A 26,140-nucleotide genomic window follows, 5' to 3' on the forward strand; every position below is an offset into this window, starting at 1 on the left:
AAGCGATTTGATGCACGTCATCACCACCCAGAAAGAACTCGAGACCGTTCTCGCCGCTTTCGAAAAATCGGATTTCGTCACCGTCGACACCGAGTTCATCCGCGAAACGACCTTCTGGCCAATCCTGTGCCTGATCCAGATGGCGGCGCCTGGCGTCACCGCGCTGATCGACCCGCTGTCGCCGGACATCGACTTGGCGCCCTTCTTCAGGCTGATGGCCAACGAGGCGGTGGTGAAAGTCTTCCATGCCGCCCGGCAAGACATCGAAATCATCGTCCATCTCGGCGATCTGGTTCCGCACCCGGTGTTCGACACACAGGTGGCGGCGATGGTCTGCGGCTTCGGCGACAGCGTTTCCTACGACCAGCTCGTGCAGCGCATCACCGGCGCGCGGCTCGACAAATCCTCGCGCTTCACCGACTGGCGCCACCGGCCGCTGTCCGACAAGCAGCTCGATTACGCGCTGGCCGACGTCACCCATCTGATCGAGGTCTATCAGCACCTGAGTGCCGAACTGGAGCGGGAAAACCGCGCCCACTGGCTGAATGAGGAAATGGACGTCCTGACCTCGCGCGAGACCTACGATCCGCATCCCGAGGACGCCTGGAAGCGGCTGAAGATGCGGCTGCGCAAGCCGCAGGAACTGGCGATCGTGCAGGCCGTGGCGGCATGGCGCGAACGCGAGGCCAGGGAACGCGACGTGCCGCGCGGCCGCGTGCTCAAGGACGACGCGATCTACGAAGTGGCACAGCAGGCACCACGCGACGCGGCGGCCCTTGCCAAGCTGCGCACCACGCCAAAGGGCTGGGAGCGCTCCTCGACGGCGACAGCCCTGCTTGGGGCGGTCAATACCGCGCTGGCATTGCCCAAGGAGCAGATGCCGAAACTGCCGAAGAATTTTCAGCCGCCGGAAGGCTCAAATGCCGCGGCGGAGCTGTTGAAAGTGCTGCTCAGGATCGTCGCCGAAAAACAGGGTGTGGCCTCGAAGGTGCTGGCCTCCAGCGACGACATCGACCGCATCGCGGCCGAGGGCGAGGACGCCGATGTGCCTGCGTTGCAAGGCTGGCGCCGCGCCGTCTTCGGCGAAGCGGCACTGAAGCTGGTGCGCGGCGAGATCGGCATCAAGTTCGACAAGCGCAAGATCGCCGTGTTTGATTTGTAGGGTGAGAAGGGGTGGCCGCAGGCCACGAACCACGAAAAGCCAATTGCTTGGCTTTTCGACCTTCGAACGCCCTGGGCCTTGCGAAGGGCCGGGGCGATTGTCACTGTTCAAACCACTCCCAGCAGATGCAGCGCGAACCAGATCCAGGCCAGCGCCAGCACCACAGCACCTGCGAAGAAAGAACGGCTGCGCAGACGCAGATTGTTGCTGGTCAGGTGTACCCAGGCGTGGAAATAGCGCGTCAGGACGAAAATCCACATCAGCGCCAAGGTCAGATAGTTGACGCCGTTGGTGACGTGGAGCGTCAGGCACAGCACGTAGAAAAGCACCGGCAGTTCGAACTGGTTGCAGAGATTGGCGGCAACGGTGACGCTGGATGCAGGCTCGGTCGAACGCGTCTTGAACTGGCCAACCTTGGCCTCGCCGGACTTCACCGCGACGAACCGGCGCCGGCCCATCACGACATAGACGATATAGACCAGCAGAACTTGCGCCAGAACAGGCCAGAAGATCGTGGTCTGGTTCATGACATGTCCCTTGCCCTGTCCTTCATCAAGCCTGGCGTCTCTGGCCCACCAGCCAGAAAGCGGCAATGATGACCAGCGGGATGGCGAGAAGCGCGAATTTGGTGACGATCAACGCGGAAGCCAAAGACAGCGAATCCGGGTTGGCCGACAGGAAATCAGACAGAAGCCGTGCCACCGCAATATTTTGGGCATAGTCGGCAAGCGTGTAGGGCAGCACCAGCACCAGCGCGAAGATCGACTGCACCTGCCCCGGAAGCACGCGGAAACTCTTCAGGCGCCGGCCAGTGGCCAGGACCAGGCTCACCAATGTCAACGACAGCAGCGCCGGGAACAAGAGATCGAAGGTAAGGTAGTGCCAGACGAGAATGATCTCGCCGCCGCGCCGGCCGAGCGCCGTCAGCCAGGCCATGCCTTCGTCGGGCGTGAAACCGAAATAGCGCATGTCGAGCGACGGCAAGCCGCCGCTCAATTGACGGAAATAGAAGAATTCCAGCACCGTCATGGCGATGAAAACCGCCGCCGACATGAAACACAGTGCTGCCGCGTGGCGTGGCAGCCGCAGGATCGTCGCGGTCAGGCTCCGCCCGAGCCCGTATTGTTCAGGCTCCGCCGGGATAGTTCGGGCTTTCGCGGGTAATCGTGACGTCATGGGCGTGGCTTTCACGAAGTCCGGCGTTGGATATGCGCACAAAGGTGGCGCGTTCACGGAAATCGGCAAGGTCGCGGCCACCGACATAACCCATAGCGGCTTTTAGCCCGCCTGCAAGCTGGTGCAGCACGCCAGACACAGGTCCTTTGTAGGGAACCTGGCCTTCAATGCCTTCCGGCACCAGTTTCAGCGTGTCGCGCACCTCGGCCTGGAAGTAGCGATCAGCCGAGCCGCGCGCCATGGCGCCGACCGAGCCCATGCCGCGATAGGCCTTGAAGGAGCGGCCCTGGTGCAGATAGACCTCGCCCGGGCTTTCGTCGGTTCCGGCCAGCAGCGAGCCGATCATGGCGGCACTGGCGCCGGCGGCGAGCGCCTTGGCGAGATCGCCGGAATATTTGATGCCGCCATCGGCAATCACCGACACACCGGATTTGTGCGCCGTCTCGACCGCCGACATGATGGCTGAAAGCTGCGGCACGCCAACACCGGCGACGATGCGGGTGGTGCAGATCGAGCCCGGGCCGATGCCGACCTTGACGGCGTCGGCGCCGGCATCGATCAGCGCCTGCGTGCCTTCGGCGGTGGCGACGTTGCCGGCCAGGATGCGCACCGAGTTGGAGAGTTTTTTCGCTCGCGTGACGGCATCGAGCACGCGCTGCGAATGACCGTGCGCGGTGTCGATGACCAGAAGGTCGACGCCGGCCTCGATCAGGCGTTCGGCGCGCTCGAAGCCGTCATCGCCGACGCTGGTGGCGGCCGCCGCGCGCAGGCGTCCCTGCGCGTCCTTGGTGGCGTGCGGGTTGAGCTGCGACTTCTCGATGTCCTTGACGGTGATCAGGCCAACGCAATTGCCTTGCTTGTCGACGACGACAAGTTTCTCGATCCGGTGCTGGTGCAGAAGCCGCTTGGCCTCGTCCTGGTCGACATTCTCCTTGACCGTGATCAGGTTCTCACGGGTCATCAATTCGTAGACCTTCTGCGCCGGATCGGAGGCAAAGCGCACGTCGCGATTGGTCAGGATGCCGACCAGCCGGCCGATTTTCTGGCCGCCGGTACCGCCATTCTCGACCACCGGAATGCCCGAGATCGAATAGGTGCGCATCAAGGACAGCGCGTCGGCCAGCGTGGCGTCGGGGCCGATGGTGACGGGATTGATCACCATGCCGGACTCGAACTTCTTGACCTGCCGCACCTGCTCGGCCTGCTCGGCCGGGGAGAAGTTGCGGTGGATGACGCCGATGCCGCCGGCCTGGGCCATTGCGATGGCAAGACGCGCCTCGGTGACGGTGTCCATGGCGGCGGAGAGGATCGGCACGTTGAGATCGATGTCGCCGGCAATGCGGGTGCGGACATCGGTTTCGCCAGGCATGACCTCGGAATGACCCGGCTGCAAAAGCACGTCGTCAAAGGTCAGCGCCAGTGCGCCGGTGGACGTTTCGATGATTTTTGCCATGGCCAGCCCTTTAGAATGCGGAAAAAGCGCTGGACCGGGATGGACAGCGCCGACTCGTTCTTCCCTTTCAGGATTGGCGCTGGCTGGTAACACGTCGCGGCGCCGATGAAAAGCCGATCGTTGCGACGTTTTCGTTCTATTCCGAAGACTGCCCCAAGAGTGCGCCAAGCAATGCATGACGCGGCGATGCGAAAGGACTGACGACAGTTACCCCACCCCATGTGAAGCCGTCCTGCAGGTCTTCCGACAGGAGCAGCCGACAACCGGCTTGCGAGGCCGAGGACAGAATGACCGCATCCCAAATGCTGAAGCGGTGGTCCGTAGCCAGATCAGCCGCCATCATCATGACGTCTTGCGTCGTCGCGGCAACGGGAAACGCGTCGCGCCAGCTCAGAAGGGCATCCCGGGCCTCCAGGGGTGGTCTTCCGGCCTTGCGGACGAGAACGTTGTACAACTCGCCAAGGACCTGGACAGGAACAATGGCAGCCTCTTGCGGGAGGGCGCGCAGCAGTTCGAGGACGATGTCGCGCTTCTCGGCACCGTTGACCCCCTCCGCATAGGCAAGAACATTGGTGTCGAGTGCGACTTTCACCGCCCATCCTCGTAGAGCTCGTCCCGGGTCCAGCGCCCGGCATCCACGACAGCCTGGCGTTCGAGGCGCGACAACAACGCTGCGCGCGAGCGTGAGGCCACACCCTCCTGTCGATCAGCGGGAACGATCCGCGCGACGGGGCGTCCGTGGCTGGTCACAACGTAGCTTTGTCCTTCGCGGACACCGCGCAGGATGAGAGAGAACCTGCGGTTGGCATCGGCTGCCGAAACGGCTTCTTCCATGATAAGGTCCATATAGTAGTTATATTCACTACAATAGTGAGGCGCATCGCTGTTCGCAAGCCATTCTTCGCTGCCTGGCCGGCGCCCTGAGACAGCCGCCTCGCAGTCGCACAAAAGTGACAGCAAATTAACACGACATCGGTGGCCAGCCATGATAACCGCCCCCACATACCGGCTTGTTCCCCTTTTCTGAACGAGAATTGGGCCGGAAAGAAAATTTGAAACGGTCACGCTCGTGAATCGCACCATCCCGCTGATCCTGGCGGTCGCCCTTTTCATGGAAAACATGGATTCGACCGTCATCGCGACATCGCTGCCGGCGATCGCCATCGACATCCATACCAGCCCGATCGCGCTCAAGCTGGCGCTGACTGCCTATCTGGTGTCGTTGGCGATCTTCATTCCGATCAGTGGCTGGATGGCCGACCGCTTCGGTGCCAAGAACATTTTTCGTGCCGCGATCGCGGTCTTCATCGTTGGTTCGATCGCTTGCGCCCTGTCAGGTTCGCTGCCGGCTTTCGTCGTTTCACGCTTCCTGCAAGGCATTGGCGGCGCCATGATGACGCCGGTCGGGCGCCTGGTGCTGGTGCGCGCCACGCCCAAGAGCGAACTGGTCGCGGCGATGTCATGGCTGACCGTTCCCGCACTGGTCGGACCGCTGGTGGGGCCACCGATCGGCGGCTTCATCACCACCTACTTCACCTGGCACTGGATCTTCCTGATCAATGTGCCGATCGGCCTGATCGGCATCTGGCTGGCCACCCGCTTCCTGCCGGAAACCGAATCGATGGAAACGCCGCCACTCGATTTCATCGGCTTCGTGCTGAGCGGGCTGGCGGCATCCGGCGTCGTGTTCGGCCTGTCGGTGGTCTCCCTGCCCTATCTGCCGCCGGCGACTGGCCTGATCACCGTGGCCGTCGGGCTGCTGTCGGGCGCGCTCTACCTGATGCACGCCCGCCGCGCCAAAAATCCGCTGCTGGCGCTCGAACTGTTCCGCAACCAGGTGTTCCGCTCGTCGGTGCTTGGCGGCTCGCTGTTTCGCATCGGCATCGGCGCCGTGCCGTTCCTGCTGCCGCTGATGTTCCAGATCGGCTTCGGGCTGACGCCGTTCCAGTCCGGCATGATCACTTTCGTCTCGGCGATCGGCGCCATCGGCATGAAATTCGTCACCGCGCTGATTTTTCGCCTCGCCGGCTTCCGCCGCGTGCTGATCGTCGGCTCGCTGGTCGCCGCGGCATCGATCGCCATCTACGGCCTTTTCACCCCCGAAACGCCTTATGTGCTGATGCTGGCCATATTGCTGGTCGGCGGCTTCATCCGCTCGATGTTCTTCACCGGCGTCAACGCGCTCTCCTACGCCGAGGTGTCGGCCGAAGACACCAGCAAGGCAACGCCGATCACGGCGGTGTTCCAGCAACTGTCGATCGCGCTCGGTGTGGCGCTCGCCGGCGGCATTCTGGAAGTCTCGACTTCGATCCATGGCGGCCCGCTGGCGCTGAGCGATTTCCATATCGCCTTCTTCATCGTGGCGGCGGTATCGGCGGCGGCATCGCTGTCGTTCATGCGGCTGGCGCCCGACGCCGGCAACGCCGTGTCGGGTCATGGCCGGCTGACTACGCCCAAGACGCTTGAATCGGTGAGATCGCCGGGGGAGTGAGCTTCCTTCCTTCTCCCCTTTGTTTGGACCGGAGACATCGCGAACAGGTGTGCGAGGACATCGCGAACAGTTTTGCGCTTTTGCGCGAGGGGGTTCGGGATGCCATTCGAGGACAGAAGCGCGATGAAGCAGAAGGAAGAGTTTGTGCGCCTGGCGCTAGCGCCTGGGGCGAATGTGAGCCTTTTGTGCCGGCGCTTCGGTATCGGCCGGACCTGTGGCCACAAGTTGCTTTCGCGCTATCGGATCGAGGGCGAGGCTGGACTGGTTGAGCAGTCTCGTCGGCCGCGGTCGAGCCCGGCACGCAGCGCGCCGGAGGTGGAAGCGGCAGCCGTTTCGGTGCGTGTGGCGCATCCCGCCTGGGGTGGGCGCAAGATCGCGCGCGTGCTCGCCCGCGAAGGTATTGGCACGCCGGCGGCCTCGACGGTGACCGGCATCCTGCGCCGCCACGGTATCGAACTGGGGGCGTTGGGCGGCGGAGCCCAGCCTTTCATTCGCTTCGAGCATGCCGCCCCCAACGACCTGTGGCAGATGGACTTCAAGGGGCACGTTGCCTTGCGTACCGGCCGGCTGCACCCGCTTACCGTGCTCGACGACCATTCGCGCTTCTCGGTCGCGCTGTCGGCTTGCGCCGACCAGACCACCGAGACCGTAAAAGCCCGGCTGATCACCGCCTTCCGTCGCTACGGACTGCCGTGGCGCATCGCCACCGACAATGGTCCGCCTTGGGGCGATGGCGGCCGCAACGACTTCACCTTGCTCACCGTCTGGCTGATCGAAACGGGCATCACCATGAGCCACTCCAGGCCTTGCCATCCGCAGACACTCGGCAAGGACGAGCGCTTCCATCGTTCGCTCAAGGCCGAGGCACTGCAGGGACCGCCCTTCGCCGATCTCGCCGAGGCCCAGGATGCATTCGACCAGTGGCGCCACGTCTACAACGCCCAGCGTCCCCACGACGCGCTGGACGGCGGCGTGCCGCTCGATCGCTACCAAGCCTCGCAGCGCCAGTATCGCGAAACTGTCGAGCCGTTCGAATACGCTAAGGACGATCTCATCCGCCGCGTTCAGCAGCACGGCTTCGTCTCCATTCTTGGCCGCTCAATGCGCTTGTGCAGGGCCTTCGCGGGAAAGTCCGTCGCCTTCAGGCCTACCAACACAGATGGCGTCTTCGACACATGGTTCAGACATCAGAAAATAGAAACCATCGACCTCAACACCTTGGCTCGATAGCATGCAAAACTGTTCGCGATGTCCTCGCACACCTGTTCGCGATGTCTCCGGTCCAAACACCCTTGTGGGAGAAGGTGGATCGGCGCGCAGCGCCGAGACGGTTGAGGGGTGGGTGACGGAGCGAGGCGCTGATCGCAAGCGTATTGCCAAGCTGGACTACCCCTCATCCGACCTCGCTTCGCGAGGCCACCTTCTCCCACAAGGGGAGAAGGGAAGGCGCTACTCTCCGTCCCCCGGCCCTTCGCTATGGCTCCGGGTGCTCGAGTCCTTCGGAACGTCCACTGGACGTTCCGATCCGCCTGGCGGCGGACCGGACTCTCGCCCCTTGAAATCCTTGGCCAACAGATACAGCTCCACCGACTCATCCCGTGAGGCCGGCGGCTTGACGTGGTGGACGGAGCGGAAATTCTTCTTGAGCATGGACAGCAGCTCGTTTTCGGCGCCGCCCTGGAAGGTCTTGGCGAGGAAATGGCCGCCCGGCTTCAGGACCGACAGCGCGAAATCGGCCGCCACCTCACACAGATGCATGGTGCGGATGTGGTCGGTCCGCTTGTGGCCGGTGGTCGGTGCGGCCATGTCCGACAACACGACATCCGGGTCACCACCCAGCGCTTCGGCAAGCTTCTGCGGCGCATCCGCGTCCAGGAAATCCATCAAAAGCACCGGTGCGCCGGGCACGGCATCCATTTCCAGATAGTCGATGCCGATGACATGCGGATTTTCCGCCGTCGATTTCGTGCGCGCGGCCGCGACCTGGCACCAGCCGCCGGGGGCGGCACCGAGGTCGATCACCTTCATGCCGGGTTTGAGCAAATGATGCTTGTCGTCGATCTCGATCAGCTTGTAGGCCGCGCGCGAGCGATAGCCGTCGGCCTTCGACCGCTGGACATAGGGATCGTTGATGTGGCGCTGCAGCCAGCGGCGCGACGATTCCTTCAGGCCACTCTTCTTCTTGATCCGCGTCTTCAGCACACGAATGCTGGCTGAGCCTGGTTTTTCCGGTTTCTTGGTCATTGCCTGGTTTCTTGCCCGATCTTTTGCGAAAACCGGTGGCCGCTTTTCGCTGACGCGGTCCTGCGGTTCGGGATCATAATTTCTGGTCTGAGTTTTCTGGCTCGCTGAGTTGTGGCCGTTTTTCGGCGGCAGCGCGTTTCGTGAACGGCTTCCCCCACTCCGTCGCTGCTTCGCAGCGCCACCTCTCCCCCCTCCGGAGGGAGAGGAAGGGAGCCAGCCTGCATAAGTTCGCGCCTTTCCTCTCCCCCGTCGATCGGGGGAGAGGTGTCGAGCGCAGCTCGACGGAGTGGGGGTCGACTATTCATGCCCTGCCACGTCCATCATTGCGCCAGACGCCGTCATCGGCCATCAGCTCGCTCAATATGCCTTCGCGCAGGCCCCGGTCAGCGACGCGCAGCCGCTCCGAGGGCCAGACTGCGCGGATCGCTTCGAGGATAGCACAGCCGGCGAGCACCAGATCGGCGCGGTCCGCACCGATGCAAGGGTTGGCGCAGCGCTGCTGGAAATCCCAGCCGACCAGCCTCTCGACCATGCGGTCGACGCTGTCGCGGTCCATCCACAACCCGTCGACCCGACGCCGGTCGTAGCGTTCGAGATCGAGGTGGACGCCGGCCAGCGTCGTCACCGTGCCGGAAGTGCCGAGCAGGTGAAAATTCGGGCTGGCCTTGAGGTGGCTCAGCCGGTCGCGACCATCGAAGCTGGCCAGCCGGTCGGCGACGTCATCGACCATGGCGGTGAAGATTTCGCGCGTCACGGTGCGGCCGCCAAAGCGTTCGGCCAAGGAGACGACGCCGACCGGCAGCGACGTCCACGACACGATGTGGTTGGCGAGCCGCGGCGAACGACGGCCGGTGAGATCGATCAGCGCGATTTCGGAAGAGCCGCCGCCGATGTCGAACAGGACGACGCCTTGCGTGTCGCGCTCGACCAGCGAGCCGCAGCCGGAAACTGCCAGCCGCGCCTCGGTCTGGCGATCGATGATCTCGAGCTTCAGGCCGGCCTCGCGCTCGACGCGTTCGAGGAATTCGACGCCGTTTTCGGCCGAGCGGCAGGCTTCCGTGGCGATCAGCCTGGCTTTCCTGATCTTGCGGCTGCGCAATTTGTCGCCGCAGATTTTCAACGCCTCGACGGCGCGGTCCATCGCCGGCTGGCCGAGCCGGCCATTGGCGGTGAGCCCCTCGCCCAGCCTGACGATGCGCGAAAAGGCATCGATGACGCGGAATTGGCCATGCCGCGTGGGAACGGCGACCAGAAGCCGGCAATTGTTGGTGCCGAGATCGAGGGCCGCGAAGACCGGAAGCTCGTGCACCGGCGGCCGGCGCGTGCCCTGTTCGGGGCGTGGCGCCGGAGCGACAGGCGAGATCACCGGCGCCGCCTGCTGCTTCGACTCCAAAGCCGGGGCAGCGGCTTTACCTGTCGATCGATTGTCCTGGGGGGCTTCGTCGCGCGCAAAAACCTTGCGCCCGCGCCTTCGCTTGCGCCGCTTCTTGGGCTTGCCCTTCTGGTGATGGGTCGCGTCGCCCGCCTGCCCATCGGCGGAGCGAGGCTCCGTCGGGCGGCGTTGCTGCCAACCGGCTGTCCCCGAGCCCGATGGCCCTGGGGAAGCGCTGGACGCGCCCACCTCCGACGCGCCTGCGCCGGTGTCGCGGTCTTCCACTGTCGTTCCTTCCGGCGCCGCGCGAACCGATGACGGACGCAGCAGGCGCTTTGGCATGTTTCAAGTTGCCGCCAGACTAACAGTGCCGTGCCCGATCACCAAGAGCCGCATGCTGAATTTTGCCGGCTGGGGCGCGAACCGCCTTTTCGCCCCGCCGCGTAATGTAGCCGCAAGGCTGGATTGGTAGCGCGGACGCCAGCGAAGACAACGCTGGTCGAAGCCGATGCCTCATTGCTTGCCGGTTGCGCCGCTTTCGGTGCTGGCGGATCTTGCCGGCGAGCGGCGCGACAAGTGTTCGCGGTTGAATAGCCGGCTTCAATGAGGCATTTCTGAAATGAACGGTGGCAGCCGGCCTCCCACCATCAAGCGAAAAGGAAGCGGACACGCAACGCATGGCAGTCAGGCAATGAACTGGAGACGCTATTTCTGGCCGGTCGTCGGCTTCGCCGCGGTGATCTTCTCGCTGCTGTTGCTCTGGCACGAGTTGCGCGGCATCTCGATCGACGATGTCTGGGACGGGCTCGCCGCCATTCCAGCGCGCGGCTGGGTGCTGGCGGGGCTGAGTTCCGTCATCGCCTATGCCGCGCTCGCCGGCTACGACCACATCGCGCTGCTGCATATCGGCAAACGGGTATCGTGGCTGTTCGTGACGCTGTGTTCCTTCACCACCTACGCGCTGTCGCACAATATCGGCGGCTCGGTCTTCTCCGGCGCCGTCATCCGCTACCGCGCCTATGGCACCAGGGGCCTGACCGGCCAGGATGTCGGCGTGCTGGTGGCGATCTGCTGGATCACCTTCGTGCTGTCCAGTCTTCTGGCCGGCGGTCTTGTGCTGGTGCTGGAGCCGCAAATCGTCGACCGCTTCTCAGGCGCCCCGCATCACGGGCTGGCGATCGCCGCCGGCCTTGCCATGCTGTTTCTCATCAGCGCCTACATCTTCGGCAGCGCGCTGCATCTGCGCCCGCTGAAGATCGCCAGCTTTCAGCTGCACTATCCGGCACTGCCGATTGTCATCAGGCAATTGCTGATCGGCCCGATCGAACTGATTGCCGCCGCCGCAATCATCTTCTTTGCCCTGCCCGAGATGCACAATCCCGGCTATTTCGTCGTGCTCGGCGTTTTCCTCGTCTCCTTTTCGGTCGCCCAGATCTCGCATGCGCCGGGCGGGCTTGGCGTGTTCGAGGTGGTGTTCCTGGCCGGGCTTTCCGACATGGACCCGGTCGGCGTGCTGGCGGCGCTGCTGGTGTTCCGGCTGTTTTACCTGATCATCCCGCTGATTCTGGGCCTGGGCGTGGTGCTGTTCTTCGAACGCTCGCAGTTCAGCCGGACAGAGAGCTGAGGCGCGCCCAGCGGCCTTCTCCCCGTTCACGGGGAGTCGAGGAGTGGTCTGCACAGCGGACGAAAAGCCAACTGCTTGGCTTTTCGAACGACGAACGCCGGCAGGCGGATGAGGGGCAGCGCAAACTTGTGCGATTGGCCAATTTGAACCGCAGAGCAGGCTTGACTATTTTCCGCTGGCGGCTACAAGGCAGCGCTCAAGCGGCTCAGCCGTTCGGCCCGCGCGGTCCATGACCGCGCCTGCTGGGGAATAGGTTAACGGTAGACCCACGGACTCTGACTCCGTTAGTCCTGGTTCGAATCCAGGTTCCCCAGCCAGTCTTCTTTTGTCCATATTTTTCAATTACTTAGATAACATTAGAAAATGCTAAGTGTTACATACAAGCGGATGATCCACATGGATCACTTCAGGCGTGTGCGCTTGCCCATTCTGGGAGCGTCTCGTCGTCGCCTCTGTCCGCGAGTAGTGCCATCCGCCAGAATCGTCTGGCCTCATTTTTAAAAAGCTCCTCTTGCTCACCCAAGCTTGAGTTGTCACCGCTCACGGCAAGCCGAGCGGCTTCGACAAAATCACGCGCGCAATCAGTAAGCCGGAACAACTGATTGTAGATCAGCCTGGCGTCGATGTCGGTCATAAGTGAATGTGCCATGAAGTTATCGCGGGACGCCTTCAGGGTCTTCAATCCACTGCGTCCGAATGGCCCTTTGAACGTGTCTGAGTAGCCTTTTGATGCCCTTGAAAGGGCTTTCGCGCAATCCACTTCAAAGACGTTCGCGTAGGTCCCGTGAGGGAGCCAGTTGCGGGCACGTGCCTTTAGCGCTGCGTGGCAACGCTTCTGACGCAAGAGCCGGACAGCGAGAGGAATGGAAGCCACATCGCGCTTGTTGGCCGGACGATTTCGGTTTCCAACGTCGTAGAGCCGAGCTAGGTGCATCGCAAGATCGTAACCCAAACTCTGCTTGATGACGTTGTAGGCGTCAGCACCGGCAAACGTCTTGTCTGGCATAAGGCCTACGACTTCGTTGCCTGCTTCCATAGTGGCCTCAATGCGGATCGCATTCACCACATTTCGGTAAAGAATCGGGATCATCCTATCGAGGCGACTAATGGCGCCTGTAGTTGTGATCGTCGCTCTTTTCTTTCTCTTGGTCATTCACATCGGCCGATGTTCATGGGCGAGACTACCCGAACGCTATCCATCAAAACAGCCTTACTGGCAGGTCTTTTTGTTCTTTGCAGTTGAGTATCTGCGACCAATCGATCGTGGTGGTGCTGCCGAGCAGGGTTGGCGGGTTTCCCGCGATAAAATAGTTGTTGTCTTCCTTAAAGTTCTTTGTGAGAATTTCCGCGTCTGAGAAGATACAACCTGAAAAATCACATACCTCAAACGCATATCGATAATCTTGATGATGGCTCAGTGATGCCATTGAAGACACGGATGCTATGGAGCAGATCCGGAAGGTGCATCTATCAAATCTGTCGTCGATAGATATGTTTTTCCATAGCGAGATGGTCGTTTTTATAAACTTTACACCCCGAAGCTCATTGATATTGTAATTTACATCCAAAGAAAATTCACCACCGTAGTATGTGATAACGTCAAATCCGGGAATAAAATGCCAATACGTGGTGTAATCATCGTATTGGTAGTCGTCATCTCGCTCTGGAGGTGAAAAAGTAATATCTCTACCGGTATTTGCTCCATTTTTGTCACCCGTTTGCATTACACCTGAAATTTCAGGCCGATGGCGATTCTCATGGCTGGAAACCATATGGTCTACGACAAAATCGGCGAGTAGGTTCATGGCCCGGAATGCATAGCCTTCCTCGCCGCTGTCAATTAAGACACCCAGCGTCGCTACTCCGGCGGACACATGGGATGCCTTCGCGGGCTCGCTCAATAGCTTAGCTCCCTCTTGAAGGAGTTTCGCGCGCCCCTCGCTTGCGGATTGGTTCGCTTGTCGAGCACTGATGGAGCCCCGCCAGCTTATAGTGCAAAAGGTAACAAGGGCAAAAAGGGCAATCCCAAAGGGTGCCAGTGCTTGAGCTAACTTAGGACCTCTTTCGCTGTCGAAGCCGCCCGCGAAAATTGCGCAGAATGCGGCAAGCACTGCGACAATCGTCATAACCGCACTTGCGATCGACAAAGCATACCAATGATTTTCTGTAATATTCGGCCAATCACCTACCGGTTGACCGTTGCCGCGCTTACCCGCCATGATTCTCTCCCCTGGGGCGAAGGTAGTCGCGCGCGGGGCAAACTAAAAGCCCGCTGGGTGAGCGGGGGGCTATACGTGCCTTCCGATCGGAGTCGGACCGACCCAAGGATCCGTGCTACAGGCAAGGGAGCTAACGTCTTAGCCAAAGAAGGGGATGTTGATGGGTTTTCTGGTTAGAGACTGTATTCGCTGCGGCGTAAAGCACGTAAAATTAGATGTTGTTGGATTTAGCACGTATGATGTAAATTCTACGGAGGTATTCGCGGCGTGTGAAAGTTGCCAAAAAGGTAGCATATATGATGGGCGTCCCGACTATAATCCTTTCGTTGCGGACGGAAATCTTGAGGCCCATATAAAGCACTTTAGCGATAGCCCAATCACGGCTCATCCATTTCCGCTAACGGTATCGGATACTATTCCGTCCCGTGTGCGGGACCTGTTTCTTGAAGCAACAACAGCGCGGCGGCTTCAGCTAAATGAAGCCGCAGGGGCGATGTTCAGGAAAACAATCGATGTAGCGACGAAGCATATTTTCTCGCACGACGCACGACTGTCGGGTAGAACTCCTGCCGAGGCGCTTCGACCACGAATCAACGCACTCGGAGCATTGAACATTTTAGAAGCCGATATAGTCGAGCTAGCAGATGTCGTGGTGCTGGACGGCAATGACGCTGCGCATGACGTCGATCCATACACCGCCGACGAAGTGGAGGTTTTGGAAGAGCTCACGAACGATCTTTTGGAACGGCTGTTTGTTCGGCCGGCTCGTGTTGCGGCGGTGAAGGCAAAACAAATTGCCGCTGGAGTGCGCAAACCATAAGGGCGCGGTGTGATCCGCGCCCTTCGCATGTGTTGGCCGGCCGGCCGTCGGCGGGCTATTCTTCTTCCCGCAAGTCAGCCGCGATCCAGCCATGCACGACGTCTCGTGCGACTACGTCATTGGCCGCATCTGTTTCACTTGCCTGCGGTCTCTTCTCGCGCTCGCCGTAGCGCACGACGATCGCGCTGCCGACTCGCTGCCAGGTAGCCTTCACCCGACCATAGGCGGTTTCGAGCTCAATGGTGTGGATCATGCCGCGTCACTCACAAGCTCGACGCTGTCGTCCTTCACGCTCTCCGGCCAGATCTCATGCGCCATGAGAATCTCGACCACCTGGTCACGCTCGATCTTGCCGCTGATCAGAGAGGGTTCGATTGCGGCAAGCGCTGTGACAAGCCGGTCGTGTTGATTGTTAGCGATGTAGGTGTTCAAGACGCGTCTCCATTGGCAAAATGTATGTAGTGCGTTCAGTTTCACCGCAAAGAGTGGTGGCCGCTGATGCGTTCCAATGGCTAAGCTGCGTATAAGTTTCCTGCACGAGGCCGCGTAGTGCTCACTGACAGCCAGTTCATTCTCGAAAGCATCAAGCGGGGCTGCGTGACGCTCTCCGAAGGCGAGTTCGTCATCGACAGGCTGGTGAAATATGTCGGCAACGGAAGGATCCGGTGGCACGTCGAGGTTCGTGGGCATCGCGTCGAGTTCACAACCGGTCAGCTAAAAAGGCAGCCGACCTTCCGCAGGAAGATGCTCGAACAGGCTGGTGTGCTACCGCCGCAGCGCGCCGGGGCCGACTACAGGCGATGGGCCATCGATCTGAGGAAGAATGCCATTGAGCTTCCTTGGCGCGATAGACCGGTCGATGCCGGTTTCGCCATCGACGGCCTTGTCAATCTCGGCGGCGACCGCTGGACGGTTGACTACCAAGGCAAGATCATCAAGTTCACGACGACCAAACTCCGCCGGCAGACCAGTTTCCGCAAGAGGATGCTGCTCAAGGCCAAGGTGCTGCCGCCCCAGCTTGATCCGGTTGCCTACCGGAAGTGGATGGACTGGCTGATCCAAAACGCCACAGAGGCTGCACCGCAGGCCAGCGATGCTTTGATGAGCGAGAAAAGTTGGCTTGACGACCTGCCGGAGCTGGCCGGCTGGCAAAATTGAGCGGATGGCGCCGGGCGCCAGACCAAGTCTTCATTCATGAATGGCGCCTATATTGGCAAACTCGATAATCATCGAGAGAGGGCTGGCGTTGAGACGTAGCGTCATCGTTATCACTGCCGCTCTTGCTGTCTGGTTCTTAGGGCCAAGGTTACTTGGATTCCGGAGTTGGGAATGGCATCAAAAGCTCGTGCTTGAGGTGAATACCCCCGATGGGCTTGTGTCAGGGGGAAGCACCATTTCGGCAGCCATAAGCATGGCGCCCAAATGGGTCCCGATCACCGCAGGAAACGTGCACGGCACGATCGAGGGAGAGTCGTCTTTTGTGGAGGTCTCGCCTGGCAGGTATCTCTTTGCGGTGCTCAACGATCGTGAGACCGAGCGCGCGATGGTTTCTTTCCATTTCAAGGCGAGCGAAACCAGTTCTCAGATCTTCAGCGCGCTGAGCACAGAGCACGGAACAGGTTTCGTGCCGTACAGCCTCTACCCGGAACTGGTGACGTTTGATGATCTTTCCGACCCCAAATCGGTAAGAGAGGTCGATCCCCATAACCTTGAGGCGACTTTTGGACCGGGTGTATCCCTGAAACGCATTGCACTGGAGGTCACCCGTGAACGAGTGACAGCCGGTCCCATAGAAAAGATATTGAAGTGGCTGCCCGATTATTGCGGAATTCGCTTCGACCGGGCCCGATTTGAGACATTGTCTGCCTCGAACAGGCTCGCCAATTCGTTGAGTTCCGGAGCGTTTGAAATCCCGTGCCGGTGATTGCGCGGATAGGGTCACTTTTGCCGTGGCTCTTTCCAGACTGATAGCGTCACCTGCCGCTGGCAGAAAGATACTTGACATATTAATCAGCGACGCACGCTAAACTGTTGTTGACCTGACGGCACAGCCTGGCTGACTTAGGCCGGGCGGCCTTTCTTGTCAGGGGACGCCAGCTTCGAAACGATGGCGATGGCGATGTTTGCCATGCCTACGGATTTCGGCACACATTGATGGTGAAGGAATCTGGCCCGGGCTAGGCTTGCGGCTTACCAATCTTGAATGGAAGACATGGACCGCTTCAACCTTGGCAGCTACCGCCGCCCGATCTCCACTCGCTCCACTGAGACCCAGCGCTGGTTCGATATCGGGCTCAACTGGTGCTACGGCTTCAATCATGAGGAAGGCATCAAGTGCTTCGAGAAGGCGCTGGAGACGGATCCCGGCTGCGCTTTTGTACATTGGGGTATCGCCTATGCCGCCGGGCCTTTTTATAACCTGACCTGGAAGGAACACGGCGAGGCCGAGGCCAACAGCGCGACAAAGCGTTGCTTCGAGCATGTCCAGCTGGCGCGCGCCAATGCGGCTCGCGCCAGCGATGTCGAACGACAGTTAATCGAGGCGCTCGCCCGCCGTTTCCAGAAGCCGCACAAAGTGAGCCCGCAGGAATTCGAACAGTGGGATGATGCCTATGCCGCCGCGATGCGGCGGGTGTACGAAAAATTTCCCGACGACCATGATGTGATGGCGCTGCTGGTCGAGGCACTGATGATGCGCACGGTGCGGCGGCTGTGGAACCTCAAGACCGGCGCGCCGGCGCCGAATTCGGACGTGCTTGAAGCGCTTGAGGTTTGCGAGCGGTCGATCCGGCTCGCCGACGAGGGCGGGATTGCGCAGCACCCGGCAATCCTGCACCTGCACATCCATCTCCTGGAAATGTCCACCATGCCGGAACGCGGCTTGCGCTCGGCCGATCGGCTCGGCGAAATGTGCCCCGATGCCGGCCACATGAACCATATGCCGGGGCATATCCATGTGCTGTGCGGCGACTATGAGAAGGCGAAGCTTGCCAGCGAAAAGGCGGTCCGCGCCAACGACCTCTACCTCGCCTATGCCGATGAGCCGACCTATTACCTGCTCGGCTGCTGCCACGATCTGCATCTGATGATGTTCACCTGCATGTTCCTTGGCCAGTACAAGCCGGCGCTGTGGGCCGCCGACAAGGTGCGCAGCCTAGTCGCGCGGGACGTCGTCACCCTCCCCGACCGGCCCAAGCTCACCCAGACTGTGGAAGGCTATCACGCGATGAAATCGCATGTGCAGGTGCGCTTCGGCCGCTGGCAGGAGATCATCGACGAACCGGCGGTCGACGAGCCCGGCCTCTATGTGCTGACGGCGGCCATGCAGCACTACGCCAAGGGCGTCGCGCACGCGACGCTCAAGCAATTCACGGAGTCCGAGCGCGAGCGCGACCGGTTCCACCGGCATGTGGCGGGCATTCCAGCCGAGCGGCGTTTCCTCAGCAACCCGACCCGCGCCTCGCTCGCTGTCGGGGCTGCCTTGCTCGACGGCGAGCTTGCCTACCACCAGGGCCGGCACGAGGAAGCCTACGCCCATTTGCGCCAAGCGGTCGAGCTGGACGACAATCTCTCCTACACCGAGCCATGGGCGTGGATGCACCCTCCCCGCCATGCGCTGGCGGCACTGCTTCTCGACCAGGGCCACGCGCAAGAAGCCGAGCAGGTCTATCGCGACGATCTCGGCCTCAGCGGCAAGGTGCAGCGTTGCGCCCAGCACCCGGACAATGTCTGGGCGCTGCACGGGCTGGTGGAATGTTTGAAACGGCGTGGCGAGAGCGAAGAACTGCCGGGGCTGCAGGCCAAGCTCGCTGTGGCGGTGGCCAAGACGGATGTGGCAATCAGTTCGTCATGCCTGTGCCGGACGAGCGTGCAATCGGCGCCAAGCTGCTGCCATTGAAGGTGGCTGTCGCCCTCAGGCAAATGCCACCCTCCACTACGAGAATATCTCAGCCAGTTGTTCCACGCTGGTGCCCTCCTTGACCTGCCGCAGTTCGATATAGCTGATCGCCGTGGCAACCGATGAAAACACTGTCACGGCCGCCTTCACCAAGGCTTCGACAATCAAGCCGAAGGTGAAATTCAAGGAAACGACGAGGCGAGGCGCTGCGAAACCCACCAGCGTTCCACCCACGATGAGGATCAGCCACAGCCCGAGCAGTGCCCAGCGGTTGCCCTTGGTCAGGTCTCGGCTGCGCGCCATGCTGTCGAGAATGTTTCGTTTCTCCTGGATCAAGACCGGTATCGTGATCGCCCAGCGAAGCAGCAGGAGGATGCCGGGAACGATCAGCAGAACCAGCCCCAGCATGATGGCCAGCGTCACCGCGCACGAGGCCAGGAGGACTGGAAAAAACATGGCAAGGGCGACACCCAGGCAGTCACCCATGGAAGGTCCTTCGCCCTGCATATCCACAATGGCCGCACGTATAAGAGCTGTCTGCAGAATGACGATCACGCCGATATAGAAAAGTACACCGGCAATGACGAGTATCCGGTGTTGGCTCAGGAGGGCGAAACCGGCACTGCCGCTGGAGAAAGTCGCTTCGACGTACCAAAACGAGAAGGCGAACCTCGGCACCGCGTAAAGAACCAGGCCAAGCCCAAGGCACAGCACCGGATTGCGGCGAATGACCGCCAAACTGTCATTCAACACCCGGCCGATTCGGAATCGGTCAACCCGCTCCAGCGCTGCAGACGACATCAAAGGGAGGCCTACGAGAATATCTTCGCCAGTTCGTCGATGCTGGCGCCTTCCTTGACCTGGCGCAACTCGACATAGCTGACCGCGGCGGCGATCGACAGCACCATGGAGACCACGGTCTGCACCAGCGCCGCGCCCAGCTGGGCCAGAATCCCGCCAAGCAGGACGAAAACCAGCAATATCCCCCATTGGATGACCATCGCGATGATCATCAAGATGAGAAACAGGCCAAACAGCGACCAGCGGTTGCCCTTTGTCAGGGCGCGGCTGCGCGACATCGAACCGAATACGCCCCGCCGCTCCTGGATCAGGACCGGCACCGACATCGACCATCCGAGCCACAGGATGATGCCGGGCACGATCAGGGCGAGCATGGCAAGGCCGGAGCCAAGGGCGACGAGGAAGCCAATCGCCAGCGTCGGCAGCAGGAAGCGGACCGCAATCTGAATACAGTCACCAAAGGACGGCCGCCTGCCGTTCAGGTCCTCGATCGTCGCCCGGACCAGTGACGACTGAAGCAGCAGCGTGAAAACGAAGGAAACCAGCCAGGCGACAAGGCTGAGGTAGGAATTGCGAAACATCGCATGGGGATCCGCCATCGCGCCCGGATCGCCATGCAACATCGCGTCGATCTGCGGCTGGGTCCACAATCTGACAAGCAGCGCCGGCACGCCCGCGAACAGCGCGGCAAGGCCAAGGCAAAGCCCGATGTTGCGGCCGATGACGGCAAAGGTGTTGTTGAACACCCTGCCGATCTCGAACCGGCTGGGTTGTCCCAGTGTCGCAGTGGTCATGATGTTCCCCCCGGTCACCGCCGCATCCAAACGGCCGACATCGAAAGTAAATCTGCCAAGATTAGAAGGCTTCGTCCAGTGGACTTGCAATTGTGCAGGCGTATTGCCAGTGTCGAGGCCGAACCGCAGGTTGCAGGGGAGCGAGCGGGTGACAGTTGCACAGCCGGTGGACGCGGAATGGCTGGCCAAGGTGCACAAGCAACTGCTTGCGGACGATTCGATCCAGTTTGACCTGCCGATGATGGTGCAGCCCACACCGCCGGAATGGCTGAGGCCTTTTCTGGACGCATTGGCGAAGATTGGCCCCTACATGATCTACCTGTTCTGGGGCGCGGTGATCATCGGAGTGGCGGTCATCGCGCTTCTCGTCGCCCTCGAAGCGAAGGGGGTGGCATGGCGCCTGCCATGGCGGCGCGCTCGCAAACAGGCAGAGGCGGAAGAGGCATGGCGCCCGGACGCCGCGGCGGCACAGATTCTGCTGTCCGAGGCCGACGCGCTCGCCGCGCGCGGCGACTATGACGAGGCGGTGCATCTTCTGCTTCGGCGCAGCGTCGCCGACATTGCGGGGCGGTTGCCCGACTTCCTGCGCCCGTCGCTGACGTCGCGCGACATTGCCACGGCCCCATCGATGCCGTCGCGGGCGCGCCACGCGTTCAGCGAGATCGCGCGCATCGTCGAGGCCGCCCTGTTTGCCCGCCGGCCGGTCGGGGCCGAGGGCTGGCAGCAGGCGCGTGGCGCCTATGAGCGCTTCGCCTTCAGGGATGCCTGGACATGAGCGCTCCGGCCGCTGAGGCGGTGCAGGAACCGTTCAGCCGAAAAACCCTGTTCTGGGGGATTTTTGCCAGCCTGCTCGCCGCGGCTGGATTTTTCCTGTTGTCGACCTACGCGCCCGATTTTCGCCAGCCGGAAGGCGGGGCGACGCCGCTCTCCAAGGGCGGTTCCGGCTATGCGGGCCTTGTGGAATGGGTGAAACTGACCGGTGGCCTGCCCTACATGGCGAAGACCGAGAAAGACCTTTCAAGGAATATCCTGCTCATCGTCACCATCTCGCCGGAAAGTGATCCGGAGGCGCTCAAAAACATCATCGATCTTCGGCAGGACCTGCCGACGTTATTCGTGCTGCCCAAATGGCAAACCTTGCCGCTGCAAACGCACGAAGGATGGGAGATGAAGATAGAGCGGCTGCCGGACCCGGTCGTCAACGACTGGCTAGGCCGCATCACCAAGGCAAAGCTCGGCGAAGGCAAAAGCACGGCCGACAAGATCGACATCGAAGGTCATTTGGTTGCCGCGCCCGATGACCTGCAGTGGATCGCGGACAGCACTCCATTGATTGCAGCTGGCGACGGCAAGGCCGTTCTCACCAAACTCGCTAACAAGCCCTTCTACATCCTGACGGATCCCGACCTAGTCAACAACGCCGGGCTCAAGGATCCGGAAAAGGCGGCGGCGGTCTTTGATCTCCTGGCCTCGCTTGACGATGTCGGGGTCATGTTCGACCTGACGCTGCACGGCGCGGGGCGAAAATACGATCTGGCCAGGCTGTTGGTCGAGCCGCCCTTCCTGGCGCTGACGCTGTCGGTGCTGGCGGCCGCCGCACTTGCCTTCCTGCACGGGCTCGGCCGGTTCGGACCGCCGCGCACCGAGGCCCGGGCGATTGCCTTCGGCAAACAGGCGCTGGTCGACACCACGGCGATGCTTTTGAAGCGCGCCGGGCGGATCGAGGAGCTCGGCGACCGTTATGCGGCACTGATGCGTGCGCGCGCCGGTGCATTGCTCGGCGCACCGCAAGGCTTGCCAGGCGAAGCACTCGACCGTTGGCTGGATTCCCGCGACCACGGCGAAACTCAGGGCTTCAGCCGTCGCTTCAAGGCCGCGAACGAAGCTGGGACTCTGGCTCAAATGCATGAAGCAGCGCAGGAGCTGCATGACTGGACGACAAGGAGGCTCGGTGAACGTCGATGATGTGAAGGCCCTGGCGAATGCGATCAGGGAAGAAGTGGCGAAAGCGATCACCGGACAACGCGACACGGTCGATCTGATGCTGACGGCATTGTTCGCCGGCGGACACATTTTGCTGGAAGGCCCGCCGGGCACGGCAAAGACCATGACCGCGCGCTGCTTCGCGCAGGCACTTGGCGTCGCCTATGGCCGCATCCAGTTCACGCCCGACCTGATGCCCGGCGATATCGTCGGCTCCAACATCTACAATTTCCAGAGCGGGCAGTTCACACTGACGCGCGGCCCGATCTTCTGCGACCTCCTGCTTGCCGACGAAATCAACCGCACGCCACCGAAGACGCAGGCCGCCCTTCTGGAAGCCATGCAGGAACACGCCGTCAGCTTCGACGGCACCACGCATGCGCTCAGCCCGAACTTCATGGTGGTGGCGACGCAGAACCCGATCGAGCATCAGGGCGTCTATCCCCTGCCCGAAGCCCAGCTCGACCGCTTCCTGTTCAAGCACAGGGTAAGCTATCCCGATGCACAGGAGGAACGTGCCATCATCGTGCATCACGGCGGCGGCTCCGCCTCGCACGACATCAAGCAATACGGCATCAAGGCACAGACCGACCGCAAGACGCTGGAGTCAGCACTTGCCACCGTCGGCAATGTCACGCTGGTCGACGATGTCGTCGGCTACATCGCGGCGCTTGTGCGCGGCACGCGCGAAAGCCCGGATCTGGAGGTTGGGGCCAGTCCTCGTGCCGGCGCCATGCTGGCCCGGGCCGCCCGCGCCAGGGCAGCGCTGGACGGCCGTGCCTATGTCATCCCCGACGACGTCAAGGCGCTTGCCGTGCCGGCGCTGCGCCACCGTGTCATCCTGTCGCCGGCGGCGCAGATCGACGGGCGGTTGGTGGAGCAGATTGTCTCGGACCTTGTCGACCAGACGGCAGCGCCCCGTTGATCTACCCAAGCGGCAGAGCGGTCTGGGCAGCGGCGGCGGGTGCCATCCCCGCCTTCCTGATCGCGCTTGCGCTGCCTTCCTTCTGGTATCTCGGCCTGCTGTGGATCTGCATTCTGCTCGCCTTCCTGGCGGTCGACGCGGCGGCCGGGCGCGGACGCGCCTCACTCACCGCCAGTCTTTCGGCGCCGCCGCAAGTCGGCGTCGGCGGGCGTTTCACCCTCCATGTCGCGGCCAGCCTCGGCGGGCGGGCACGTAGGCTGCAGGCCCGCGTCGGCCACGATCAGCGGCTGGCGCCGGTCGGTGGCACCGGTGGCGCTCTGCCCGCCAATGGCGGCACGCTCGACCTCGAATTCGACGCGCTGAGGCGCGGCATCGCCAGTTTCGACCGGCTGTGGTTGCGCTGGAACGGCCCGTTCGGGCTGATCTGGAACCAGGTCGTGCTGCCGATGGACCGCAAGGTGGCGGTGCTGCCTGATGTCAGCAGCGCGCGCGATGAGGCGATCACCTTGCTGCAGCGCTCAGCGCTCGCCGACGGCCACGCGCAAAGGCGGGCCGGCCAGGGCCGCGAGTTCGAGTCGCTGAAGGACTATCAGCCAGGCATGGGCCGGCGGATGATCGACTGGAAGCGCAGCGCACGCCACGGCAAGCTTTTGGCGCGTGAGTTCAGAGTCGAGGAGAACAACAACATCGTGCTGGCGATCGACAGCGGGCGGCTGATGTGCGAGCCGGTCGACGGCGTACCGAAAGTCGACCGCGCGGTAACGGCAGCACTTCTGTCGGCCTTCATTGCGCTCAAGGGCGGCGACCTCGTCAGCCTGTTCTCCTTCGACGCCAAGCCGCGCGTCTCAAGCGGCGCGGTGCGCGGCTCGCCGAGTTTCATGATGATCCAGAAGCGCGCGGCCGAGATCGACTATTCCAGCGAGGAGACCAATTTCACCCTGGCCCTGACTACATTGGCAGCCAAGCTCGACAGGCGCTCGCTGGTCATCATCTTCACCGATTTCGTCGACCCGATCAGCGCTGAACTGATGCTGCGCACCGTCGGCCGGCTGACCGAGCGGCATCTGGTGCTGTTCATGCTGATGAAGGATGTCGAACTGGAGACGCTGGCCGACATGCCGCCCACCACGCCGGAAGATGTCGCGCGCTCGGTCACCGCGGGCGGCCTGCTTCGGGAGCGGCAAGTGGTGATCGGGCGACTGCGGCTGCTTGGCGCGCATGTGATCGAGGCCGACCATCAGCGGCTCGGTCCGGCGCTGGTCGAGCGTTATATCCAGCTCAAGGAGGAGAACCTCTTATGACGCTGCCCACCGGCACCGATGCCGTACGCCAGTCGCTGGCAAGCTTCCGCCAGGAGCGCGAGGCCGACTGGAAGGCGTTCGAGGCGCTGCTTTCGCGGGTCGAAAAACGCGCGCCGCGTACACTTTCGGAAGACGAGCTGCTGTCGCTGCCACTGCTCTACCGTTCGGCGCTGTCCTCGCTCTCGGTGGCGCGCGCGACGTCCCTCGACAGCGCCCTGATCGCCTATCTGGAGGCGCTCAGCCTGCGCGGCTATTTCTATCTCTATGGCGCACGGCGCGGCCTGAGGCAGCGCGTCGGCGATTTCTTCCTGCGCGACTGGCCGGCGGCGATCCGCGATCTGTGGCGCGAGACCTGGGTGTCGGTCGGGCTGACGGTGATCGGCGCGATTGCCGCCTATTGGCTGGTGGCCTCCGACAGCCGCTGGTACGACGCCATCATTGCGCCCAGCCTCGCCGGCGGGCGCAATCCGGACTCGTCGGCCGAGACGCTGCGCAGCGTCCTTTATGACAGCGGCGGCAGCCATTTCCTGTCCGGCTTTGCCGCCTATCTCTTCACCCACAATACACAGGTGGCGATCCTGGCCTTTGCGCTTGGCTTCGCCTTCGCGGTGCCCAGCGTGCTGATCATCCTGATGAACGGATGTATGCTGGGTGCGCTGTTCCAGGTGTACGCGGCCAAGGGGTTGGGCTTCGAACTTGGCGGCTGGCTGTCGATCCACGGCACGACGGAATTGTTCGCCATAGCGCTGGCTGGTGCGGCAGGCATGCGGATCGGCACGCGCATAGCCTTCCCCGGCGAACTGACCCGGATGGCCGCCGCAGCCCAGGCCGGGCGGGTGGCGGCGACCGCCATGGTCGGCGTCATGGTGATGCTTCTGTTTGCCGGCCTGCTCGAAGGCATCGGCCGGCAGACGATCACCAGCGATGCGGTGCGCTACGCCATTGGCGGCGGCATGCTGGCGTTATGGATCGCCTATTTCTACCTGTTCCGGATGGTGCGGCATGGCAACGGCTAGGAACCCTGCCGCGCTGATAAGGCCGCTGATCACGCCGGAAGGTGTCGACCTCAAGGTCAAGCTGGCGGACGCCGGTACGCGGGCCGCGGCCTTCCTGCTCGATGTGGTGATCATTGTCACCGCTGCGATCGTGGTGAGCCTCGTCGTCATCTTCGGCCTCGGTGGCCTTGGCGTGAAGGAGGCGGAGCCGCTCTTCATCATCTGGATGATCTTCATCTTCCTGCTGCGCAACGTCTATTTCATCGCCTTCGAGGCAGGGCGGCGGGCCGCGACGCCCGGCAAGCGGATCGTTGGCGTTCGGGTCGCCTCGCGCAGCGGCGCGGGTCTCACCATCGATCAGGTCATCGCGCGCAACCTGATGCGCGAGATCGAGGTTTTCCTTCCGTTGTCGATCATCGCCGGGCGCGGCGGCGCCGGCGTCGCCGACACGCTGTCGACGATTTTCGGTCTGGTGTGGGCACTGCTGTTTTCGCTGTTTCTGTTGTTCAACCGCGACCGGCTGCGCATTGGCGACCTGCTTGCCGGAACCTGGGTGGTAGAGACGCCGAAATTCAAGCTGGTCGAGGACCTTTCGCAGCGACAAGACCCGGTTGCCAAGCGCTTCCATTTCAGCCCGGCGCAGCTCGACGCCTATGGCATTGCCGAGTTGCACAAGCTGGAAGAAGTGCTGCGCCGCGACGACTATTTCGCGATGAAAGCTGTTGCCGAGACCATCGGCGGCAAGATCGGCGCCAAGGTCGAGCCGATCGATTCAAGAGCCTTTTTGACCACCTATTACGGTGAGCTGAGGGCGCATCTCGAGCGCAAGCTGCTGCTCGGGAATCGCAAGGCCGATAAGTACGCGCGGTAGCGCGTGGCCAA

At 62.0% G+C, this 26,140-nt stretch carries 27 protein-coding genes and 1 tRNA gene; 15 read left to right on the plus strand and 13 right to left on the minus strand.

Translation table 11 applies throughout. The features are described from left to right. Positions 1–10 precede the first annotated feature (10 nt). Entirely contained in the window at positions 11–1,162 is a 1,152-nt protein-coding gene (gene rnd / locus DBIPINDM_RS39315; protein ID WP_258584398.1) for a ribonuclease D, read from the plus strand. Between the two features lie 107 nt (positions 1,163–1,269). Here rnd and DBIPINDM_RS39320 read toward each other — a convergent pair whose 3' ends face one another. The 5 genes from DBIPINDM_RS39320 to DBIPINDM_RS39340 form a co-directional block, all read right to left on the minus strand. After that, positions 1,270–1,689: an MAPEG family protein gene (locus tag DBIPINDM_RS39320; RefSeq protein ID WP_258584399.1), complete on the minus strand. Its 420-nt coding sequence runs from the start codon at positions 1,687–1,689 to the stop codon at positions 1,270–1,272. A gap of 25 nt (positions 1,690–1,714) precedes the next feature. Continuing rightward, the gene (locus tag DBIPINDM_RS39325) at positions 1,715–2,215 is read right to left on the minus strand and encodes a hypothetical protein (protein WP_416361740.1); all 501 of its coding nucleotides are present in this window, start codon (positions 2,213–2,215) and stop codon (positions 1,715–1,717) included. Positions 2,216–2,288: 73 nt separating this feature from the next. Further along, the gene (gene guaB, locus DBIPINDM_RS39330) at positions 2,289–3,791 is read right to left on the minus strand and encodes an IMP dehydrogenase (protein ID WP_258584401.1); all 1,503 of its coding nucleotides are present in this window, start codon (positions 3,789–3,791) and stop codon (positions 2,289–2,291) included. 136 nt (positions 3,792–3,927) lie between these two features. Continuing rightward, complete coding sequence (locus DBIPINDM_RS39335) at positions 3,928–4,383, minus strand: PIN domain-containing protein (protein WP_258584402.1); 456 nt, start codon at positions 4,381–4,383, stop codon at positions 3,928–3,930. After that, entirely contained in the window at positions 4,380–4,625 is a 246-nt protein-coding gene (locus DBIPINDM_RS39340) for a type II toxin-antitoxin system prevent-host-death family antitoxin (RefSeq protein ID WP_258584403.1), read from the minus strand. Before DBIPINDM_RS39340 ends, DBIPINDM_RS39335 begins: the two co-directional genes overlap by 4 nt. A 235-nt stretch (positions 4,626–4,860) precedes the next feature. Here DBIPINDM_RS39340 and DBIPINDM_RS39345 point away from each other — a divergent pair, with 235 nt between their 5' ends. Together DBIPINDM_RS39345 and DBIPINDM_RS39350 are read left to right on the plus strand one after the other, a co-directional pair. After that, positions 4,861–6,282 carry an MFS transporter gene (locus DBIPINDM_RS39345; RefSeq protein WP_258584404.1) on the plus strand — a complete coding sequence of 474 codons (1,422 nt, stop codon included), beginning with the start codon at positions 4,861–4,863 and terminating at the stop codon, positions 6,280–6,282. Positions 6,283–6,381: 99 nt separating this feature from the next. Beyond that, the gene (locus DBIPINDM_RS39350; protein WP_258582414.1) at positions 6,382–7,512 is read left to right on the plus strand and encodes an IS481 family transposase; all 1,131 of its coding nucleotides are present in this window, start codon (positions 6,382–6,384) and stop codon (positions 7,510–7,512) included. A gap of 219 nt (positions 7,513–7,731) precedes the next feature. Here the strand turns inward: DBIPINDM_RS39350 and DBIPINDM_RS39355 are convergent, their stop codons facing one another. Together DBIPINDM_RS39355 and DBIPINDM_RS39360 are read right to left on the minus strand one after the other, a co-directional pair. After that, positions 7,732–8,526 (minus strand): RlmE family RNA methyltransferase, encoded by a 795-nt coding sequence (locus tag DBIPINDM_RS39355; RefSeq protein WP_258584405.1) that lies wholly within the window; start codon positions 8,524–8,526, stop codon positions 7,732–7,734. A 301-nt stretch (positions 8,527–8,827) separates the two neighbouring features. Next, positions 8,828–10,240, minus strand: coding sequence for a Ppx/GppA phosphatase family protein (locus DBIPINDM_RS39360; RefSeq protein ID WP_258584406.1), 1,413 nt, complete (start codon positions 10,238–10,240; stop codon positions 8,828–8,830). Positions 10,241–10,589: 349 nt separating this feature from the next. Between DBIPINDM_RS39360 and DBIPINDM_RS39365 the strand changes: the two genes are divergently transcribed. Both DBIPINDM_RS39365 and DBIPINDM_RS39370 read left to right on the plus strand, forming a co-directional pair. Beyond that, a complete protein-coding gene (locus DBIPINDM_RS39365) occupies positions 10,590–11,522 on the plus strand; it encodes a lysylphosphatidylglycerol synthase domain-containing protein (protein ID WP_258584407.1) in 933 nt (310 codons plus the stop codon). Between the two features lie 243 nt (positions 11,523–11,765). Continuing rightward, positions 11,766–11,839 (plus strand) — tRNA-Gln (locus DBIPINDM_RS39370). Positions 11,840–11,928: 89 nt separating this feature from the next. Here the strand turns inward: DBIPINDM_RS39370 and DBIPINDM_RS39375 are convergent. After that, the gene (locus DBIPINDM_RS39375) at positions 11,929–12,675 is read right to left on the minus strand and encodes a hypothetical protein (protein ID WP_258584408.1); all 747 of its coding nucleotides are present in this window, start codon (positions 12,673–12,675) and stop codon (positions 11,929–11,931) included. 46 nt (positions 12,676–12,721) lie between these two features. Then, entirely contained in the window at positions 12,722–13,741 is a 1,020-nt protein-coding gene (locus tag DBIPINDM_RS39380) for a hypothetical protein (RefSeq protein ID WP_258584409.1), read from the minus strand. Between the two features lie 160 nt (positions 13,742–13,901). On the opposite strand from DBIPINDM_RS39380, the gene DBIPINDM_RS39385 reads away from it, so the two are divergent. Beyond that, complete coding sequence (locus tag DBIPINDM_RS39385) at positions 13,902–14,561, plus strand: DUF4145 domain-containing protein (protein ID WP_258584410.1); 660 nt, start codon at positions 13,902–13,904, stop codon at positions 14,559–14,561. Between the two features lie 55 nt (positions 14,562–14,616). On the opposite strand, the gene DBIPINDM_RS39390 is transcribed toward DBIPINDM_RS39385, so the two are convergent. Beyond that, a complete protein-coding gene (locus DBIPINDM_RS39390; protein ID WP_258584411.1) occupies positions 14,617–14,814 on the minus strand; it encodes a hypothetical protein in 198 nt (65 codons plus the stop codon). Next, positions 14,811–14,993: a hypothetical protein gene (locus DBIPINDM_RS39395; protein ID WP_258584412.1), complete on the minus strand. Its 183-nt coding sequence runs from the start codon at positions 14,991–14,993 to the stop codon at positions 14,811–14,813. Before DBIPINDM_RS39395 ends, DBIPINDM_RS39390 begins: the two co-directional genes overlap by 4 nt. Positions 14,994–15,110: 117 nt before the next feature. On the opposite strand from DBIPINDM_RS39395, the gene DBIPINDM_RS39400 reads away from it, so the two are divergent. The 3 genes from DBIPINDM_RS39400 to DBIPINDM_RS39410 all read left to right on the plus strand — a co-directional run bounded on the left by DBIPINDM_RS39400 (position 15,111) and on the right by DBIPINDM_RS39410 (position 18,459). After that, positions 15,111–15,719 (plus strand): hypothetical protein, encoded by a 609-nt coding sequence (locus DBIPINDM_RS39400; protein ID WP_258584413.1) that lies wholly within the window; start codon positions 15,111–15,113, stop codon positions 15,717–15,719. A 253-nt stretch (positions 15,720–15,972) separates the two neighbouring features. Continuing rightward, complete coding sequence (locus DBIPINDM_RS39405) at positions 15,973–16,485, plus strand: hypothetical protein (protein WP_258584414.1); 513 nt, start codon at positions 15,973–15,975, stop codon at positions 16,483–16,485. Positions 16,486–16,773: 288 nt separating this feature from the next. Next, on the plus strand, positions 16,774–18,459 hold the full coding sequence (locus tag DBIPINDM_RS39410) for a tetratricopeptide repeat protein (RefSeq protein ID WP_258584415.1): 1,686 nt from the start codon (positions 16,774–16,776) through the stop codon (positions 18,457–18,459). A gap of 36 nt (positions 18,460–18,495) precedes the next feature. On the opposite strand, the gene DBIPINDM_RS39415 is transcribed toward DBIPINDM_RS39410, so the two are convergent. Further along, a complete protein-coding gene (locus DBIPINDM_RS39415; RefSeq protein WP_258584416.1) occupies positions 18,496–19,260 on the minus strand; it encodes a glycerophosphoryl diester phosphodiesterase membrane domain-containing protein in 765 nt (254 codons plus the stop codon). 11 nt (positions 19,261–19,271) lie between these two features. Continuing rightward, entirely contained in the window at positions 19,272–20,054 is a 783-nt protein-coding gene (locus DBIPINDM_RS39420; RefSeq protein WP_258584417.1) for a hypothetical protein, read from the minus strand. Between the two features lie 166 nt (positions 20,055–20,220). On the opposite strand from DBIPINDM_RS39420, the gene DBIPINDM_RS39425 reads away from it, so the two are divergent. Genes DBIPINDM_RS39425 through DBIPINDM_RS39450 form a run of 6 tightly spaced genes read left to right on the plus strand, consistent with a single transcriptional unit; the run spans position 20,221 to position 26,129 of the window. Next, positions 20,221–20,829, plus strand: coding sequence for an alkaline shock response membrane anchor protein AmaP (locus DBIPINDM_RS39425; protein ID WP_258584418.1), 609 nt, complete (start codon positions 20,221–20,223; stop codon positions 20,827–20,829). Next, positions 20,826–22,019, plus strand: a complete 1,194-nt coding sequence (locus DBIPINDM_RS39430) for a DUF4350 domain-containing protein (RefSeq protein WP_258584419.1) — start codon at positions 20,826–20,828, stop codon at positions 22,017–22,019. The genes DBIPINDM_RS39425 and DBIPINDM_RS39430 overlap by 4 nt, the downstream gene beginning before the upstream one ends. Beyond that, complete coding sequence (locus tag DBIPINDM_RS39435; RefSeq protein ID WP_258584420.1) at positions 22,006–22,962, plus strand: AAA family ATPase; 957 nt, start codon at positions 22,006–22,008, stop codon at positions 22,960–22,962. The genes DBIPINDM_RS39430 and DBIPINDM_RS39435 overlap by 14 nt, the downstream gene beginning before the upstream one ends. After that, the gene (locus DBIPINDM_RS39440) at positions 22,959–24,263 is read left to right on the plus strand and encodes a DUF58 domain-containing protein (RefSeq protein ID WP_258584421.1); all 1,305 of its coding nucleotides are present in this window, start codon (positions 22,959–22,961) and stop codon (positions 24,261–24,263) included. Before DBIPINDM_RS39435 ends, DBIPINDM_RS39440 begins: the two co-directional genes overlap by 4 nt. Beyond that, positions 24,260–25,279, plus strand: a complete 1,020-nt coding sequence (locus DBIPINDM_RS39445) for a stage II sporulation protein M (RefSeq protein WP_258584422.1) — start codon at positions 24,260–24,262, stop codon at positions 25,277–25,279. Before DBIPINDM_RS39440 ends, DBIPINDM_RS39445 begins: the two co-directional genes overlap by 4 nt. Beyond that, positions 25,266–26,129: an RDD family protein gene (locus DBIPINDM_RS39450; protein ID WP_258584423.1), complete on the plus strand. Its 864-nt coding sequence runs from the start codon at positions 25,266–25,268 to the stop codon at positions 26,127–26,129. The genes DBIPINDM_RS39445 and DBIPINDM_RS39450 overlap by 14 nt, the downstream gene beginning before the upstream one ends. Positions 26,130–26,140 lie beyond the last annotated feature (11 nt).

The sequence above is a fragment of the Mesorhizobium sp. AR02 genome, from assembly GCF_024746835.1.
Lineage (GTDB): Bacteria > Pseudomonadota > Alphaproteobacteria > Rhizobiales > Rhizobiaceae > Mesorhizobium.

Bases quoted from the DNA above. Each gene is read 5' to 3' on its own strand.
- DBIPINDM_RS39325 (WP_416361740.1), bottom strand. From the start codon at position 2,215: ATGTCGGCGGCGGTTTTCATCGCCATGACGGTGCTGGAATTCTTCTAT.
- rnd (WP_258584398.1), top strand. From the start codon at position 11: ATGCACGTCATCACCACCCAGAAAGAACTCGAGACCGTTCTCGCCGCT.
- DBIPINDM_RS39320 (WP_258584399.1), bottom strand. From the start codon at position 1,689: ATGAACCAGACCACGATCTTCTGGCCTGTTCTGGCGCAAGTTCTGCTG.
- DBIPINDM_RS39415 (WP_258584416.1), bottom strand. From the start codon at position 19,260: ATGTCGTCTGCAGCGCTGGAGCGGGTTGACCGATTCCGAATCGGCCGG.
- DBIPINDM_RS39375 (WP_258584408.1), bottom strand. From the start codon at position 12,675: ATGACCAAGAGAAAGAAAAGAGCGACGATCACAACTACAGGCGCCATT.
- DBIPINDM_RS39450 (WP_258584423.1), top strand. From the start codon at position 25,266: ATGGCAACGGCTAGGAACCCTGCCGCGCTGATAAGGCCGCTGATCACG.
- DBIPINDM_RS39405 (WP_258584414.1), top strand. From the start codon at position 15,973: ATGGCGCCCAAATGGGTCCCGATCACCGCAGGAAACGTGCACGGCACG.
- DBIPINDM_RS39390 (WP_258584411.1), bottom strand. From the start codon at position 14,814: ATGATCCACACCATTGAGCTCGAAACCGCCTATGGTCGGGTGAAGGCT.
- DBIPINDM_RS39350 (WP_258582414.1), top strand. From the start codon at position 6,382: ATGCCATTCGAGGACAGAAGCGCGATGAAGCAGAAGGAAGAGTTTGTG.
- DBIPINDM_RS39340 (WP_258584403.1), bottom strand. From the start codon at position 4,625: ATGGAAGAAGCCGTTTCGGCAGCCGATGCCAACCGCAGGTTCTCTCTC.
- DBIPINDM_RS39355 (WP_258584405.1), bottom strand. From the start codon at position 8,526: ATGACCAAGAAACCGGAAAAACCAGGCTCAGCCAGCATTCGTGTGCTG.
- DBIPINDM_RS39445 (WP_258584422.1), top strand. From the start codon at position 24,260: ATGACGCTGCCCACCGGCACCGATGCCGTACGCCAGTCGCTGGCAAGC.
- guaB (WP_258584401.1), bottom strand. From the start codon at position 3,791: ATGGCAAAAATCATCGAAACGTCCACCGGCGCACTGGCGCTGACCTTT.
- DBIPINDM_RS39430 (WP_258584419.1), top strand. From the start codon at position 20,826: ATGAGCGCTCCGGCCGCTGAGGCGGTGCAGGAACCGTTCAGCCGAAAA.
- DBIPINDM_RS39420 (WP_258584417.1), bottom strand. From the start codon at position 20,054: ATGACCACTGCGACACTGGGACAACCCAGCCGGTTCGAGATCGGCAGG.
- DBIPINDM_RS39410 (WP_258584415.1), top strand. From the start codon at position 16,774: ATGGACCGCTTCAACCTTGGCAGCTACCGCCGCCCGATCTCCACTCGC.
- DBIPINDM_RS39360 (WP_258584406.1), bottom strand. From the start codon at position 10,240: ATGCCAAAGCGCCTGCTGCGTCCGTCATCGGTTCGCGCGGCGCCGGAA.
- DBIPINDM_RS39365 (WP_258584407.1), top strand. From the start codon at position 10,590: ATGAACTGGAGACGCTATTTCTGGCCGGTCGTCGGCTTCGCCGCGGTG.
- DBIPINDM_RS39385 (WP_258584410.1), top strand. From the start codon at position 13,902: ATGGGTTTTCTGGTTAGAGACTGTATTCGCTGCGGCGTAAAGCACGTA.
- DBIPINDM_RS39380 (WP_258584409.1), bottom strand. From the start codon at position 13,741: ATGGCGGGTAAGCGCGGCAACGGTCAACCGGTAGGTGATTGGCCGAAT.